Below are 14787 nucleotides of genomic sequence, written 5' to 3'. Positions count from 1 at the left end.
CGGCACGATGCAGGTCGTCGGGGCGGTCTCGGTGCCCATGGCCGGAGATGAACGAGATCAGGGATTCTCTGTGAAGAGGGTCTCCGCGGGTTCAGCCCTGAAGACACAGAGCGGCGATGTTCAGTGAGCTCGACGTCGACGGATCCTGCCCCTTCAACCTACTCATCCTGGCGGGATGTGGGTGTTGATGTCGCAGCGGTGCTGTCTTCCCATCCCCGCACAAAGGAGTGCCGGCAAGCGAATCCGGCGGATCATCAGGATGGGCGCCAGGGATGCATTCAGCGGCCCTCTGCATCCGCCTGCAGCGGTGTCACGGCATCAACGCCTCATTCGGTTCGGCTGTCCGAGGTCCCGGAAGACACCTCGGTTCCATCAGGATGGGGACCTGCCGCCTGCGTGGCCTGGTTCGGGGATCGGGCGGGCTTTTGGGCCCAGTCGCCTGTCAGGAAAGGGAACCGATGAGACGCTTCAGGATCCTTCACCTTACCACCTACACCTATACGGGTGCCGTGCAACTCGGTGCCCATATCCTTCGTCTTCGTCCGCGGGAGGGGCATGATGTCCGTATCGAAACGTCCACCCTGACGATCCAACCAGCGGCCACTCTTCGCTGGCACCGTGATGTCGAGGACAACTGTCTGGCCACGGCCTCGTTCCATGGCACCACCGACAGGTTGCGGATCGAAAGCAGTCTCGTCATCCAGCATTACGACCGGGTGCCGCTGGACTTCCTGGTCGAGGTTGACGCGGTGGCGTACCCGTTTCGCTATGCCCCCAACGATCGGCCCCTCCTCGACGCCTATCGCGATGCCGCTCCTGCCCAGGCAGCGGCCCCGTCCGTTTGTTCCCTGGCCCGGTGGGTCGCCACGGTCTGGCAGCCGGGGGAGGCGATCGAGAGCTATGCCCTGCTCAAACGTCTCAATCGCTCCGTTCACCAGCTGGTCACCTACCGCCAGCGGGACGAACCCGGTGTGCAAAGTGCCGCCGACACCCTGTCTCTCGGCTGCGGATCGTGTCGTGACATTGCCTTTCTGTTCATGGAGGCGGCCAGGGTCCTCGGCTTTGCCGCCCGTTTCGTCAGTGGCTACAGCTTCACGTCACAGCGACCCGAGGAATCCGGCAGCACCCATGCCTGGGCCGAGGTGTTTCTTCCGGGTGCCGGCTGGAAGGGGTTTGACCCGACCCTGGGCGCCCTGGTCGGGGACACCCACATCCCCGTCGCGGTGGCCCGCCGGCCCGAGGCGATCCCGCCCATCGCCGGCTCCTTCCGAGGCGCCCCGCTCGGGGCCATGGAGGTGGGGGTGTGGGTGACGGAGCTCCAGGTGGGACCGGCCCCGGGTCTCTGAGCCGGTCCGCGTCGCCGTCCGGCCCGCGCCAGGCTGGACGAGACCCGGGCTCCTCGGGAGAGGTCGACAGCGTGCGCCACGAATCCCTTCTGGGGGCCGCCGATCCTGCCGTGTTCCGGATCGCCAATCCCGCCGGGCGTTCGCCGGTGCTGCTCACGGCCGACCATGCCGGCCGCGCCATCCCCGCCAGGCTCGGCACCCTGGGCCTGGACGCCCGCCTGCTCGCCACCCACGGGGCCTGCGATCTGGGGGTGGAGGGCCTGGGCCTGCTGCTGGCGCAGCGGCTCGATGCGTTCCTGATCCTGCACAACTACTCACGGCTGGTGATCGATGCCAACCGGCCTCCGGGGGCGCCGGATTCGATCGTCAGCCACTGCGAGCAGACGGCCATCGAAGCCAACATCCACCTGTCCCCAAACGGCCGGCAGCAACGGCTGGTGGAACTGTTCCACTCTTACCACCACCGGATCGCCGCCGAACTGGACGCCCGCACGGCGCGCCGTCAGCCCAGCGTCCTGGTCACCCTGCACAGCTTCACGCCGGTGCTCGGCGAGGACGTGCGTCCCTGGCACGTGGGCGTGCTCCATGGCCGGGACGGCCGTCTGGCCAGGCGGGTGCGTCAGGGCCTCCAGCGAGAGCCGGGGCTGCGGGTGGGGGACAACCAGCCCTATGCCGTCAGTGACGCCAGCGACCACACCCTCCTGGTGCACGGAGAGAGGCGGCGGATTCCCCATGTGGAGCTGGAGGTGCGCCAGGACCTGCTGGCCAGCGAAAGTGGCCGCCAGGCCTGGGCGCAGCGACTGGCCGGGGTGCTGGAGGACGCCCTGGCGGAGGGGTTCCCGTCGCACCCGGGGGGGCCGGCCTCCATAGGGTGAGCCATGGACACATCACCGAGCCCACCGGCGCCACCGCTTCACCCGATCGAGATCCAGCTGGGATTCGATGTGGTGCTCCGCTTCGGCGCCCCGACACCCCTGATCGTGACCCTCGGGGTGCACGCCAGCCGGGCCGGCGATCTGCTGCAGCCCGACCTGCTCCAGGTAGATCCGCCGGTGCCGCTGCGCCCGTATGTGGACTCCTTCGGCAACCACTGCCAGCGACTGGTGGCGCCGGCCGGCGAGCTGCGGCTGCACGGCCATGGGGTGGTGGCCGATTCCGGTCGGCCCGATCCGGTGCTGCCCTGGCTGACGCAGCAGCCGGTGGAGGAACTGCCGGAGGAGACCCTGCTGTTTCTGTTGGCCAGCCGCTTCTGCGAGTCCGATCTGCTGTCGCCCCTCGCCTGGTCACGGTTCGAGGCGGTCCCGGGCGGCTGGGGGCGGGTGCAGGCGATCTGCGATTTCGTCCATCAGCACGTGCGCTTCGACTACGGCCGCTCCAGCCCGACGAAGTCGGCCCTCCAGACCTTCGAGAGCCAGGAGGGGGTGTGCCGGGACTTCGCCCACCTGGCCATCGCCCTCTGCCGCTGCATGAACATCCCGGCGCGATACTGCACCGGTTATCTGAGTGATATCGAGGTGCCGCCGCCCCACACGGCCATGGACTTCCATGCCTGGTTCGAGGCTTACCTCGGCGACGGCTGGCACGTGTTCGACCCGCGCAACAACACCCCCCGCATCGGCCGGATCCTGATGGCGCGGGGCCGGGATGCCGCCGACGTGGCCCTCACCACCAGCTTCGGCCCGTCGGAGCTGGTGTCGTTCCAGGTGTGGACGGCATGACTTACTGCGTGGCCGTGCTCCTGGAGAGCGGCATGGTGTTCGCCTCCGATTCCCGCACCAATGCGGGGCTCGACGATTTCGCCAGCTTCTGCAAGATGACCGTGTTCGAGCGCCGCGGCGACCGGGTGCTCGTCCTGCTCAGCTCCGGCAGCCTGGCCGGCACCCAGGCGGTGATCGGTCTGCTGCGCCAGCGGGCCGAGGCGGGTGACGGGGAGCCCACGGTGTGGACGGCCCGGACCATGTTCGATGTCATGGTGCTGGTGTCGGATGCGGTGCGGGCGATCGAGCAGCGCGACGGCCCCTACCTGAAGGCCTCCGGCTCCAGCTTCAATGCCTCCTTCCTCGTGGGCGGCCAGATCAGGGGCGAGGCGCCGCGGCTGTTCCGCATGTACGCGGAGGGCAACTTCATCGAAGCCGGCGAGGACACCCCGTTCCTGCAGACGGGGGAGGCGAAGTACGGCAAGCCGATCATCGACCGGGTCATCCATACCGACACGACGCTGGCGGAGGCCTCCAAGTGCGTGCTGGTGTCCTTTGACTCGACCATGCGCAGCAACCTCTCGGTGGGGATGCCGATCGACCTGCTCGTCTACGAGAAGGACCGCTTCGAGATCCAGCACCGTCGCCGCTTCAGTGAGGGGGACGCCTACTTCAAGGACCTCAGCGCCGAGTGGAGCGTGGGGGTGCGCAAGGTGTTCCGGGAGCTGCCGGAACTGGTCTGGTAGGCGGGCCCGGCCCCGCGGCCGATTCCCCACCGCTGGTGCTGATCCATGGGATGTGGGACACCCCCCGCCTGTTCGGCCCCCTGCAGCGCCAGCTGGCGGGGCGCCGTGGTCCCCTGCTGATGCCCCATCTGCCCCATCGCTTCGGGCTCACGCCGATCGAGGAACAGGCCGACCTGCTGGGCCTCCACATCGAAGCGGCCTTCGGCACCCGGCAGCCCATCGATCTGCTGGGCTTTTCCATGGGCGGGGTGATCGCCCGCACCTGGATCCAGCTGCGGGGCGGTCACCGGCGCACGCGGCGGCTGATCAGCGTGGGCAGTCCGCAGCAGGGCACCCTCACCGCCGGTCCCTGGCCCAGCTGGCCGCTGGCCGGCATCGCCGACCTGAAGGCGGGCAGTCCCCTGCTGGTGCGGCTCAACAGCCACCTGGACACCCTGGAGCCGGTGGAGTGCTGCAGCTTCTACTGCCATCCGGATCTGATGGTGATGCCGGCCTGGCGTGCCGTGCTGCCGATCGGCCCGGGCCGCTGCCTGCCGGTGCGGTACCACCACCAGCTCATGACCCACCCGGCCGCCCTGCGGGCTTTGGTGGACGAATTGCTGCGATCGGATCCGGGGGGACCGGGTCCGGGGGGACCGGGTCCGGGTCTTCCAGGCTGATTGCCGTTTATCTTGTCGTGTCTTCTCAATCCGGCGACATCCGATGGACCTTGTCGCCATTTCCCTGGTGGTGCGCTGGCTGCTGGGCTGGGCGCTCTGTCTGAGGCTGTTCCGGCTTCCCGTGGCCGAGCTCCAGGGACGTCCTTCGGTTTCCGTGCTGATTCCTGCGCGCGATGAGGAAGGCACCCTCCCGAATCTTCTGCCGGCTCTCCAGGCGCAGACCTTCACGCCCCTGGAAGTGATCGTGATCGACGATCACTCCAGCGATCGCACCGCGGCGATTGCGGCGGCCTCCGGGGCGAGAGTGATGCAACCGCCTCCTCTGGCGCACGGATGGTGCGGCAAGACCTGGGCACTGCACCATGGCGCCCGGGCCAGCAAGGGTGAGATCCTCGTTTTCCTCGATGCCGACACCGAGCCCCATCCCGCGTTTCTGGCTCGGCTGGTGGCCGCCCAGCAGCAACTGGGCGGTCTTGTGTCAGTGCAGCCGTTCCATCGCACCGAAAAGGCCTATGAGCAGCTCTCGATCCTGTTCAGCCTCGTGGGGCTGATGGCGGTGCCCATGGGGCAGGGCTGCGGCGTGGCCTTCGGTCCGGCCATGGCCACCAGCCGTGTCGACTACGAGCGGGTCGGTGGCCATGAGGCCGTCGCCGGCAAGGTGGTGGAGGACTGGTTCATGGGCCATCTGTACGAGAAGGCCGGTCTGCCGGTGAGTGCCTACATCGGCGACGGACTGATCGAATACCGCATGTATCCCGGCGGGTTTCACGACATGGTGACGGGCTTTGCCAAAAATTTCGCTACCGCAGCCGGGGAGGTGCGATGGGCCTGGATGCTGGCGGTGCTGCTCTGGATCTCCGGCCTGTTCTGGGCCGCCTGGTGCCTGCCGGCGTCCCTGCTGGGGTGGCCACTGATGGGTCAGCCTGCCATTCTTCCCAACCTGCTGCTCTACCTCGCCTTTGCCGTGCAGCTGGTGGCTCTCACCAGGCGGGTGGGGAACTTCGCCTGGATCTGCCTGGTGTTTCCGATTCCCGTTCTTTTTTTCCTGGCGGTGTTTGTTCTGGCGATCCTGAATCTCAAGCGGGGCACGATCGAATGGAAGGGCCGGCAGTTTCCAACGCGGTAGCGGCGCTGGCCTGTGCCCTGGGCTGGCTGCTGTGGTCGGTGCTGATCGGTGGGCTGGCCCACGGCCTGCCCAGGGAGGCCCTGGTGGGCGATAGCTGGCTCACCAGGTCGCGCCCCTGGCCGGAGACGAAAGAGGCGTATGAGCGGCATCTGGGGATCCTGCGCTGGAAGTCCCTGCTTCCGGATGCCGGCGCCGCCCTGCCGGGAGGGGTGCGCAAGAACAGCCTGGTCAGCCGGGACCCTGCCACCTTGCAGCGCCTCGTTGAGGAGACCAGGCGAGCCGAACTGGTGCACCTGGCCATCTGGCCTTTCTGGATCGTGACGGCCCTCTGGCTGCCGCCTGCCGGTGTGCTGATCAACCTGGTCTTTGCGACCCTGTTCAACCTTCCCTGCCTCTGGCTTCAGCGTTACAACCGTCTGAGGCTTCAGCCTCTGCTGCTGACCATGCGGGGTCGGGATTCTTCTGGCCGCTGATGCCCTACCGCCCGACCACCCCACCCACCAGGTCAAGGTCCACGCCGATCCCGCCGTCCTCGGCGTGGCGGGCCACCAAAAGCCGGTGCCGGCCGCTCTCCAGCATGAAGGCGTCACGCCTCTGATCGAACCAGGCGAGACGCCTCAGGGGTATCTCCACCGCCACCCGTCGGCTCGCATCCGCCGCCAGGCACACCCGGGCGAAGCCCACCAGGGTGCGCCGCGGCCGCTCTACGGCCTCCCCGGGCGGCTCGAGATAGACCTGCACCACCTCGGCGGCCTCCACCGTGCCGGTGTTCGTCACCGTGACGGCCAGCTCCACCGCCCCCTCGTCCCCCGCCGGGGTGGGGAGCCACGCCAGTTCTGGGTCGGTGTGGCTGAAGCAGCTGTAGGAGAGCCCGAAGCCGAAGGGGAAGGCCGCCGGCTGCTTGCTGCGGGCCAGCCGCCGGTAGCCGTGCCAGAGGTCGTAGGTGATGTGCCGGGCCCGGGGATCGAACGGCGGCAGGTGGCCGGCCTCGGTGGGCACCGAAAAGGGCATCCGCCCCGACGGGGAGATCCGACCCAGCAGCACGTCGGCGAGGGCCGCGCCGCCCTGCTCACCGGGATACCAGAGCAGCAGCAGGCCCGGCACCCGCTGCCGCCAGGCCTCGCACAGGATCGCCCCACCCCCCATCAGCACCACCACCGTGCGTGGGTTGGCGGCGGCGACCGCCAGGATCAGGGCCTCCTGCGCTGGCGGCAGCTCCAGCACCGTGCGATCGCCGGAGGCGAAGGAACCGCCGGCCCGGGCCGTGCCGAAGCGCGTCACCCCGGCGACCATGGCCGCCACCGCCGTCCAGATCGGCAGCAGCCGGCGCCGGCCGCAGAGGCGCAGCAGCCAGGCGGGGGGCGGCGCCTGGCGCAGGATCGGAGCCAGGTCGCCCGGGTGGATGTGCTCCCCCTCGTGGCGCCAGTCCAGGCCCACCACCACCAGGGCCGCCTCACTGCGGGCCGCCAGGGCCGCGGCCCGGGCCGGATCACCGCCGTGGTCGTGGTGCAGGCACAGCTCCGGCGCCGCCGCCCGCAGGCCGGCCAGGGGCGTCAGCACCGACCCCGGCGTCGGCCGGGTGTCGGAGGATCCCCGGTCCCCCAGGTTGACGGTGTCCGCCAGGGGGCCGATCACCGCCAGCGATGCGATGCCCTTCAGGGGCAGCACATCGCCGTCGTTCCGAAGCAGCACGATCGAGCCGGCGGCGGCCGCCCGCGCCAGCTGCCGGTGGGCGCGGCAGCCGCGCAGCGTCACCGGATAGGCGCCGGTGGGAATGGTGGCCTGGGCCAGCAGCATACGCAGCACCGCCGCATCGATCAGGGTCTCCGGCACCCGCCCTGCCGCCACCGCCTCCGGAAGCGTGGCCGCGAAGATCATCCGGAACGGCATCTCCAGGTCCTGGCCGGCCTGGAGGGCCGCCACGCCGTCGCGCAGGCCGAAGATGAAATCGGTAAGCACGAAGCCGCGGAAGCCCCAGCGGTCCTTGAGGATCTCCCGCAGCAGGTGGGGATGCTGGCCGCACCAGGCCCCGTTGACGCTGTTGTAGGCGCTCATCACCGCCAGGGCGCCGGCCTCCACGCCATCGCGGAACTGGGGCAGGTAGAGCTCCTGCAGCACCCGCTCGCCGGCGCTCACATCGACCCGGAACCGGGCACTGTCGATCGAGTTGAGCGCAAAATGCTTGAGGCAGGCGATGGCATGGCGCCGCACGCCGCGGGTCGCCGCCGCCCCCATGGCGCCCACGTGCACAGGGTCCTCGCCGTAGGTCTCCTGGGCCCGGCCCCAGCCCGGATGCCGCAGCAGATTCACGCAGATGCCACCGAACAGGTTGGCCCCGAAGCTGCGGGCCTCGGCCCCCATGGCCTCGCCGATGCGCTCCTCCAGATCGACGTCCCAGCTGGCCCCGCGGCCGATGGGGGCCGGGAAGGTGGTGGCGCCGCCCTCCAGCACCACCCCGCGGGGGCCGTCGACGAAGTGCAGCCCGTCGATGCCCAGGCGCTCCACCACCCCGGCCGGCCAGGGGCGGCGGTGGGCGGCGTCGTGGAAGGCGATGGCCGCCAGCCCCCCCCAGAACGGCGTGTCGCCGTCGAGCATGGCGAGCTTCTCACCCAGGCTGAGCCGCTGCAGCTGGGTCCGGGCCTGCGTCTCCAGGCGACTCCAGTCGGGGCAGGTGGGCACGGATCCAGCCTAGGGGCGGGGCTGGCTGACGAGATTTCCGTCGCGATGTGTGGATCGCGGCACAGCTTGGGTGGCGTACGGGTTTCACCCTGATTGGCCCGCATCTGCTGCGTCTGATTGATCGGAAGGGTGGGTCATCCGCCCCAGGGCAGAATCAACCGGCTGCAGCTGATTGATACCATGACGTTCTCCCTAGGTTGTGGAAAGGAAGGAGGTCTCTGGTCATTACGGATCAGGCCAGAGTCGACAGCGCTGACAACCTGCCTCAGCCTCCAACCCACACCAAAACCATTCCAATACGAGATATCACCATGCCCATTCCTGTAAGGATTCCGAAAAAGCTCCATGTCAACCACTTCGCGGAATCTGAAGGCGCACGTTGGGATTCCGAAGCGTCCCGGCTCCTCGATCCTCGGGTGATCGAGCCACGCATGTACCTGGCCAGCCCTGGCAGCGAGAGCGGCTGGGGTTTCCACGGCCGCGCCGAGCGGCTGAACGGCCGGCTGGCCATGCTCGGTTTCGGCATCGGTCTGACCATCGAGGCCCTCACCGGCTCGGGGATCCTGGGGCAGATGGGGCTCGGGGCTCTGCTGCCCCAGGGTTGAACCCGCCGGCGAGGCTGGATGGCCCCAAGGCTTGACTCTCCAGCCCAGGGGAGCCCATACGGTGAAGGCCAAGGTCCCGGCCCGGTCCGTCCCGATGAGCATCTCCACCCTGGGCTCCCCCTGCTGCGCCGCCGAACCGGCGGCCGCTGCCACGACGGGGATGGAAAGGGAGCTGGCCCATGAGCTCACCGTGCTGCGCCGCCGCCTGTCGGTGGCGGCCGTGCTCACGGGGCTTGTGGTGGTGGCCACCCTGCCCCACATGCTCGGGGTCCACCTCAAGTGGCTGCCGGACTGGTTCACCAGCCCCTGGACCCAGCTCGCGCTGAGCACGCCGGTGCTGTTCTGGTGCGGGCGGGAGTTCTTCAGTGGCGCCTGGTCGTCCCTGCGCCGCCACGGCGCCGACATGAACACCCTGGTGGCCGCCGGCACCGGCATCGCCTGGCTGGCCTCGCTGGTGGCCACCGCCTTTCCCGGGGTGCTCACCGCCGAGGGTCTCCCGGCCGACGTCTACTACGAAACCGCCGCGGTGATCCTCACCCTGGTGCTGCTGGGCCGGCTGCTGGAAGCCCGGGCCCGCGGCCAGACCTCCGAGGCGATCCGACGGCTGCTCCAGCTCCAGCCCCCCACGGCCCGGGTGCTGCGGGAGGGGATCGCCACCGAGGTCCCCGTCTCCACGGTGGCGGTGGGTGAGCTGGTGCAGGTGCGGCCCGGGGAGACGCTGCCCCTTGACGGGGTGGTGGTGGAGGGCAGCTCCTGGGTGGAGGAGTCGATGCTCACCGGCGAGCCCACCCCGGTGGCCAAGGGCCCCGGCGACGGGGTGATCGGCGCCGCCATGAACCGCAGCGGCAGCTTCACCTTCCGCGTCACCCGGGTGGGTGAGGACACGATGCTGGCCCGCATTGTGGAGCTGGTGCGCCAGGCCCAGAGCTCCCGCACCCGGGTGCAGCGCCTGGCGGATCAGGTGGTGGGCTGGTTCGTGCCGGTGGTCATCGCCATCGCCATCGCCACCTTCGTGGTCTGGTTCCTCGTCAGCGGCAATGTGGTGCTCTCGACGCTGTTTCTGGTCAGCGTGCTGGTGATTGCCTGCCCCTGCGCCCTGGGCCTGGCCACGCCCACGGCGATCATGGTGGCCTCCGGCAAGGGGGCCGAGAACGGCCTGATCTTCCGCAGCGCCGAGGCACTGGAAACCGCCGGAGGGCTGCGCACCATCGTGCTCGACAAGACCGGCACCCTGACCATGGGCCAGCCGGAGGTGACCGACTTCGAGCGGCTCCACGGCGGCCGACATCCCGCCCAAAGCCTCCTGGCCCTGGTGGCGGCCGTCGAGTCACGCTCGGAGCATCCCCTGGCCGAGGCGATCGTCGCCTACGCCTCCCGCCGCTGCGGCGACGGCAAGCTCCCCGCGGTGCAGTTCTTCGAGGCCAGGACGGGGTCCGGCGTGCTGGCCAGCGTGGCCGGCCAGGAGGTGCGGGTGGGCAGCCCCCGCTGGCTGCAGCGTTCGGGCCTGGACACCACCACCCTGGATCCGGTGGTGGCGCGGCTGGAGCGGGCCGCCCGCAGCGTGGCGGCCGTGGCGGTGGACGGCCGGATCGAGGCCTGCTTCGGCATCGCCGATCCGATCAAGCCCGAGGCCCATGCCGCCGTCGCCGCCCTGCGGCGCCTGGGGCTGGAGGTGGTGCTGCTCAGTGGCGACGCCCGCCGCACCAGCGAGGTGGTGGCGGCCGATGTGGGCATCGTGCGGGTGATCGCCGAAGTGCGCCCCGGCGACAAGGCGGCGGTGGTGCAGCAGCTGCAGGAGCAGGGGCAGGGCCCGGTGGCGATGGTGGGGGACGGCCTCAATGACGCCCCGGCCCTGGCCCGGGCGGCTGTGGGCATCGCCATGGGCACGGGCACCGATGTGGCCATTGCCGCCAGCGACATCACCGTGCTCTCGGGTCACCTCGGTGGCGTGCCGGCCGCGATCGAGCTCAGCCGCCGCACCATGGCCACCATCCGCCAGAACCTCTTCTTCGCCTTCGCCTACAACGTGGCGGGGATCCCGATCGCCGCCGGTCTGCTGTTCCCGCTCACCGGCTGGCTGCTGAACCCGATGCTGGCGGGGGCAGCCATGGCCTTCAGTTCGGTGTCGGTGGTGAGCAACGCCCTGCGGCTGCGTCGCTTCCGCCCCCGCCTGCGCCCCTCGGGGGCCGGAGCATGACACCCCACGAGGCGGCCGCCCCGCTGTGGCGATCGATCCCCCAGCCACTGGCCCTGCAGGTGCTAGTGGCGGCGGCCGGGCTGGCCCTGATCGCGGCGGAGCTGTGGTGGTTCCTTGGCCCCCATGGCGCCGGGGTGGCGGCCGACGAAGGGGAGCAGGGAATGCAGGAGATCACGATCACGGTTCAGGGCGGCTATCTGCCCTCCCGCATCCGGGTGAAGGCTGGCCGGCCGGTGCGCCTGCTGTTTCACCGCACCGATCCCAGCGGCTGCGTGGCCCGGGTGATCTTCCCGGATTTCCAGCGCAGCCTCGACCTGCCCCTGGGGGCCACCACCAGCATCGAACTGCGGCCCGAGCGGCCGGGTTCCTACCCGTTCCACTGCGGCATGGCCATGGTGCGCGGCAGCCTGGAGGCGGAGTGATGGGGAAAGGCTGGAGAGAGGCTTTCGAGCTGGCTTGTGATCACCAACCTTGACAATTCCTCTGCTTGGATGCTGCAGATGGCCAGAGAAAAAGGGTTCGAAAGACCAATCCTGGTATCGTTGATTCCAGTGCCTACGAGCGAGTTACAGGTTTGATGAACAGACGTTTCAGCGGACATCTCAGCCAGGCCTCCCTGCTGTTCGTCGCCCTGGCTGTGGTGGCGCCGCAGGCCCGGGCCCAGGGCAACCCCTGGGGGGCGCCGAACCAGCAGACCCCGGTGCAGACCACGCCCTGGGGGGGCGGGGGCGGCTCCGGGGGGCCCGGTTACGGCCAGCCCGGCAACAGGGCCCTGTCCTTTCCGGTGCAGGGGGTGATCTGCGACAGTTCCGTGAGCGTCTGCTTCAACGCCAGCGGCGCGGCCCTGGCCGAAACGGAACGGGAATTCGGACGCCGGGCGCGCCGCACCCTGGAGAACAATCTGGTCAGCAATCCCATCGTCGACGTCACCTTCGCCGACGGCCGCTACTGCAATTTCAACCTGCGCGGCTGCTGGACCAACCGTCAGCGCACCCGCTTCGACCCCCGGCTGAACCCCTGGGTGTTCGGCGCCGCCGCCGGCACCCCGGGCGGCCAGGGCACGGTGATCGGCGGGGCCGGCTCCACCTGGGGGCCGGGCGGCGCCACGACCAATGGTCAGCTCCCCACCACCGGCTTCCAGCCGCCGTTCACCCGCACCCGCCAGAGCGGCACCTGCGCCTGGACCAACGCCGGCATCTCCATCTACAACGGCACCTGCCGCTACGAGATCCTCCAGAACAACAGCAACGGCTCCAAGACCCTGGCCTTCACCTTTGACAGGCTGCCGGCCTCCAACCCGCTGCGCACGCTCCGATTCACCGCCCAGGGCAACGGTCCGTGGAGCATCCAGATGCCCAACGGCTCAGCGGCCGCCGTGCAGTCCAGGGTCAACGCCGACCAGTACCGCTCCGACATCCAGCTGGGCTGGGCCAGCGTCTTCAACCTGGGCTTCCGCAGCACGACGACGGCCACCACGGCCCAGCTCAACCAGGCCCTCCAGCCCGTGGATGCCAATGGGCAGGTGGTCCAGGGCGGCGACAGCGAAGCCCTGGGGCAGGCCCTTGGCGGGCTGCTGCAGCAGCTGTTCGGCGGCGGCCGCTGAGTCAGGGGTCACGGAGGGAGGGGCCGATCAGCCCGCGACCGGTCCCAGACCCTCGCCGCCGTTGCTGAAGAACCGGCGCAGGTTCACACCCGCCTCGTGGGCGGCGATCGTCACCTGCAGCTTCTGCTCGGCGTCAAGGCCATCCCAGAAGGCATGGAACAGGTCCAGGGAGGCCTTGGCCGTGCCCACTGCCCCCAGCACGGCCATCGGTGCCGCCAGCCAGGGGAAGACCAGCAGCACCACCGAGAGCACGGCCCCCACGGCCACTCCGGTGCGGGCGGATTCCAGGCTCGTGGCCAGCACCAGCCTGACCTGGGTGAGCCGGTCGATCTCGCCCCGCCGGCGCAGCGCTTCGGTGCGCAGGGCGCTCAGCAGGGCCTGGTAGGTGGCGAAGAGCAGGATCCCACCGACGGTGGATTCCGAGACGAATTCACCGCCGCTGACGGCACCGCCGTTGCGATTCAGATCCACCGAGGCCAGCCCCGCCAGGGGGGCCGCTTCCCAGCCGGCACGGGGAATGCGAAAGGGATCGTGCTCGCGGGTCATGGCCATCGGGACGAATGGCTTCCAGCCTGCCGTGAACGCCGGCAGCGGCGCAATGGCGCCTCACCCCGAGAGCTGCGGCAGCTGGCCGGAGGTGGAGAACTGGTAGTTCCAGCTGCGGCTGGCATCAAAGGTCTGGTTGGTGAACAGGTCGGTGTAGATGGCGTTCCAGTTGGAGATCCCCCCGTCGCCCATGCCGATCGCCAGCACGTTCACGTTGCTGGCACCCGCCCTGGCGGCCACGGTGTCCAGGGTGTTGTTGAGGGAGGCCTGGGCCTGGGCCCAGATGTCGACCCCCGCGGCCGTCGGCACCCGGATCGGGGTGCCGCTGCTGGTGTAGCGCAGCCCCGAACTGAGGATCGGATCCCCATCCAGCCAGGAACTGGTGGGCAGGGCGACGTTGGTGCCAGTCCAGCCCTGGCCGAGGTCGGGGCGGTTGTCCCACCAGGGGCGCCGTTCGGGCCGGCCATCGGTGATCATCGCCACCGAGACGAGCGTGTCGAGGGCGACGTTGGGCAGCTCCTTCACGAGCAGCCGGTCGAGGGCCACCAGGGCCCCGAGCATCTCGGTGCCGCTGTAGCGGTTGCCGCTGGTGCCGGGGGCGGTGTAGGCATCAAGGCTGTTCGGGGCCGGTAAGCCGCGGGCGATCCAGTCGGGGCTGGTGGTGGCCCCGTAGGTGATGTCGGGGGTCTGGGTGAGCAGCACATCCCGGGCCAGCAGCTCGCCGAAGTTGGGATTGCTGCCGCTGAAGGTGATCTCGCTGTGGGTGACGAGATAGCCGAAATCGACGGTATGGATCGTGATCGACCTGGCATTGGTGCTGCTGCCATCGGTGGGGTCATCCACCAGTTCGTAATTGAGGATGTCGGTGGCCAGGGTCTGGCTGCTGGTCAGATTCGTGTCATCGAGGAAGGGCTGGAAGGTGCTGCTGCCCTTGAGGGTGTAGCCGTAGCCGGCGGCGGCGAAGGCCGATTTGAGGGTTTCGAAGGCCAGCCGGTTCTGGGCCTCGATCCTGGAGACACCGCTGGGGTCGCCGCCCTTCATCGAGGTGGAACTGTCGAGCAGCAGGTAGAGGTCGACGTGCCGTGGTGCCGGCACTGGAGGGGCGGGCGCGATGGCCAGGTTGTCGTAATCGATGGTCACCGTGGCCGGGTTGCTGAGGGCTCCCTGCAGGTCTCGGATCGTGTACTGGATCGGAGTGGGATCGCCGATGAAGCCGACCTGGGGGGTGAAGCTGATCTCCTGGGTGGCGCTGTTGACGCTCCAGGTGCCTTCCCAGGCCACCAGCAGCGGCTGGCCGGGACCGGCGCTGCCCGCGATCGTGATCGAAGCGGGATCCAGGGGGGAATCGGGGTCGCTGTCGTTGTCGGTGACCTTGAGCGACGCGGTGGTGCCGGCGGCTGGTCGGATGGGCCCGCCGAAGACGTCGTCGGTGGCCACCGGCGGATCGTTGACCGGCGTGACGGTGATCGAAAGGGTGGAGGTGTCGTTGGCCCCGGATCCGTCGGTGACGACGTAGGAGATCAGGGGAACCGGGCCGTTGTAGTTGGCGGCTGGAGTGAAGGAATAGGAGCCGTTGGCGGCGA

General features: G+C 69.4%; 14 protein-coding genes and 1 pseudogene. 12 read left to right on the top strand and 3 right to left on the bottom strand.

Translation table 11 applies throughout. The features are described 5' to 3' along the window. Positions 1-272 precede the first annotated feature (272 nt). The 8 genes and pseudogenes from KBZ08_RS16535 to KBZ08_RS11225 all read left to right on the top strand — a co-directional run. Positions 273-689: pseudogene (locus KBZ08_RS16535) on the top strand (transglutaminase N-terminal domain-containing protein); the annotation flags it as partial. 60 nt (positions 690-749) lie between these two features. Next, positions 750-1346, top strand: a complete 597-nt coding sequence (locus KBZ08_RS11255) for a transglutaminase family protein (protein WP_254973238.1) — start codon at positions 750-752, stop codon at positions 1344-1346. Positions 1347-1417: 71 nt separating this feature from the next. After that, entirely contained in the window at positions 1418-2221 is an 804-nt protein-coding gene (locus KBZ08_RS11250) for an N-formylglutamate amidohydrolase (protein WP_254973023.1), read from the top strand. Between the two features lie 3 nt (positions 2222-2224). Then, positions 2225-3064 carry a transglutaminase family protein gene (locus tag KBZ08_RS11245; RefSeq protein WP_254973020.1) on the top strand — a complete coding sequence of 280 codons (840 nt, stop codon included), beginning with the start codon at positions 2225-2227 and terminating at the stop codon, positions 3062-3064. Then, complete coding sequence (locus KBZ08_RS11240; RefSeq protein ID WP_106222662.1) at positions 3061-3789, top strand: peptidase; 729 nt, start codon at positions 3061-3063, stop codon at positions 3787-3789. The genes KBZ08_RS11245 and KBZ08_RS11240 overlap by 4 nt, the downstream gene beginning before the upstream one ends. Positions 3790-3839: 50 nt before the next feature. Then, a complete protein-coding gene (locus KBZ08_RS11235; RefSeq protein ID WP_254973017.1) occupies positions 3840-4448 on the top strand; it encodes a triacylglycerol lipase in 609 nt (202 codons plus the stop codon). Positions 4449-4491: 43 nt separating this feature from the next. After that, a complete protein-coding gene (locus KBZ08_RS11230; protein ID WP_106222663.1) occupies positions 4492-5574 on the top strand; it encodes a glycosyltransferase family 2 protein in 1083 nt (360 codons plus the stop codon). Further along, positions 5544-6047, top strand: coding sequence for a hypothetical protein (locus KBZ08_RS11225; protein ID WP_254973014.1), 504 nt, complete (start codon positions 5544-5546; stop codon positions 6045-6047). The genes KBZ08_RS11230 and KBZ08_RS11225 overlap by 31 nt, the downstream gene beginning before the upstream one ends. Positions 6048-6051: 4 nt before the next feature. On the opposite strand, the gene KBZ08_RS11220 is transcribed toward KBZ08_RS11225, so the two are convergent. Next, positions 6052-8253 (bottom strand): glycoside hydrolase family 3 C-terminal domain-containing protein, encoded by a 2202-nt coding sequence (locus KBZ08_RS11220; protein ID WP_254973012.1) that lies wholly within the window; start codon positions 8251-8253, stop codon positions 6052-6054. A gap of 416 nt (positions 8254-8669) precedes the next feature. On the opposite strand from KBZ08_RS11220, the gene KBZ08_RS11215 reads away from it, so the two are divergent. The 4 genes from KBZ08_RS11215 (at position 8670) to KBZ08_RS11200 (ending at position 12658) form a co-directional block, all read left to right on the top strand. Then, positions 8670-8858, top strand: coding sequence for a high light inducible protein (locus KBZ08_RS11215; protein ID WP_245552597.1), 189 nt, complete (start codon positions 8670-8672; stop codon positions 8856-8858). Positions 8859-8952: 94 nt separating this feature from the next. Continuing rightward, positions 8953-11055 (top strand): copper-translocating P-type ATPase, encoded by a 2103-nt coding sequence (locus KBZ08_RS11210; RefSeq protein ID WP_254973010.1) that lies wholly within the window; start codon positions 8953-8955, stop codon positions 11053-11055. Next, the gene (locus KBZ08_RS11205) at positions 11052-11477 is read left to right on the top strand and encodes a cupredoxin domain-containing protein (protein WP_106222666.1); all 426 of its coding nucleotides are present in this window, start codon (positions 11052-11054) and stop codon (positions 11475-11477) included. The genes KBZ08_RS11210 and KBZ08_RS11205 overlap by 4 nt, the downstream gene beginning before the upstream one ends. Before the next feature lie 155 nt (positions 11478-11632). After that, on the top strand, positions 11633-12658 hold the full coding sequence (locus KBZ08_RS11200; protein ID WP_106222667.1) for a hypothetical protein: 1026 nt from the start codon (positions 11633-11635) through the stop codon (positions 12656-12658). 27 nt (positions 12659-12685) lie between these two features. On the opposite strand, the gene KBZ08_RS11195 is transcribed toward KBZ08_RS11200, so the two are convergent. Both KBZ08_RS11195 and KBZ08_RS11190 read right to left on the bottom strand, forming a co-directional pair. Further along, positions 12686-13204, bottom strand: a complete 519-nt coding sequence (locus KBZ08_RS11195; protein WP_254973008.1) for a hypothetical protein — start codon at positions 13202-13204, stop codon at positions 12686-12688. Positions 13205-13264: 60 nt separating this feature from the next. Continuing rightward, a partial coding sequence (locus tag KBZ08_RS11190; protein WP_254973006.1) for an Ig-like domain-containing protein occupies positions 13265-14787 on the bottom strand: 1523 nt, incomplete at its 5' end.

The organism is Cyanobium sp. Candia 9D4 (assembly GCF_024346155.1).
Lineage (GTDB): Bacteria > Cyanobacteriota > Cyanobacteriia > PCC-6307 > Cyanobiaceae > Cyanobium > Cyanobium minutissimum.
Note: the sequence above shows the minus strand (reverse complement) of the source record. Positions and strands in the feature narration are given on the sequence as shown.

Excerpts from the sequence above, each read along its gene's own strand:
- KBZ08_RS11195 (WP_254973008.1), bottom strand. The coding sequence starts at position 13,204 with ATGACCCGCGAGCACGATCCCTTTCGCATTCCCCGTGCCGGCTGGGAA.
- KBZ08_RS11235 (WP_254973017.1), top strand. The coding sequence starts at position 3,840 with ATGTGGGACACCCCCCGCCTGTTCGGCCCCCTGCAGCGCCAGCTGGCG.
- KBZ08_RS11245 (WP_254973020.1), top strand. The coding sequence starts at position 2,225 with ATGGACACATCACCGAGCCCACCGGCGCCACCGCTTCACCCGATCGAG.
- KBZ08_RS11240 (WP_106222662.1), top strand. The coding sequence starts at position 3,061 with ATGACTTACTGCGTGGCCGTGCTCCTGGAGAGCGGCATGGTGTTCGCC.
- KBZ08_RS11230 (WP_106222663.1), top strand. The coding sequence starts at position 4,492 with ATGGACCTTGTCGCCATTTCCCTGGTGGTGCGCTGGCTGCTGGGCTGG.
- KBZ08_RS11225 (WP_254973014.1), top strand. The coding sequence starts at position 5,544 with ATGGAAGGGCCGGCAGTTTCCAACGCGGTAGCGGCGCTGGCCTGTGCC.
- KBZ08_RS11200 (WP_106222667.1), top strand. The coding sequence starts at position 11,633 with ATGAACAGACGTTTCAGCGGACATCTCAGCCAGGCCTCCCTGCTGTTC.
- KBZ08_RS11205 (WP_106222666.1), top strand. The coding sequence starts at position 11,052 with ATGACACCCCACGAGGCGGCCGCCCCGCTGTGGCGATCGATCCCCCAG.
- KBZ08_RS11210 (WP_254973010.1), top strand. The coding sequence starts at position 8,953 with ATGAGCATCTCCACCCTGGGCTCCCCCTGCTGCGCCGCCGAACCGGCG.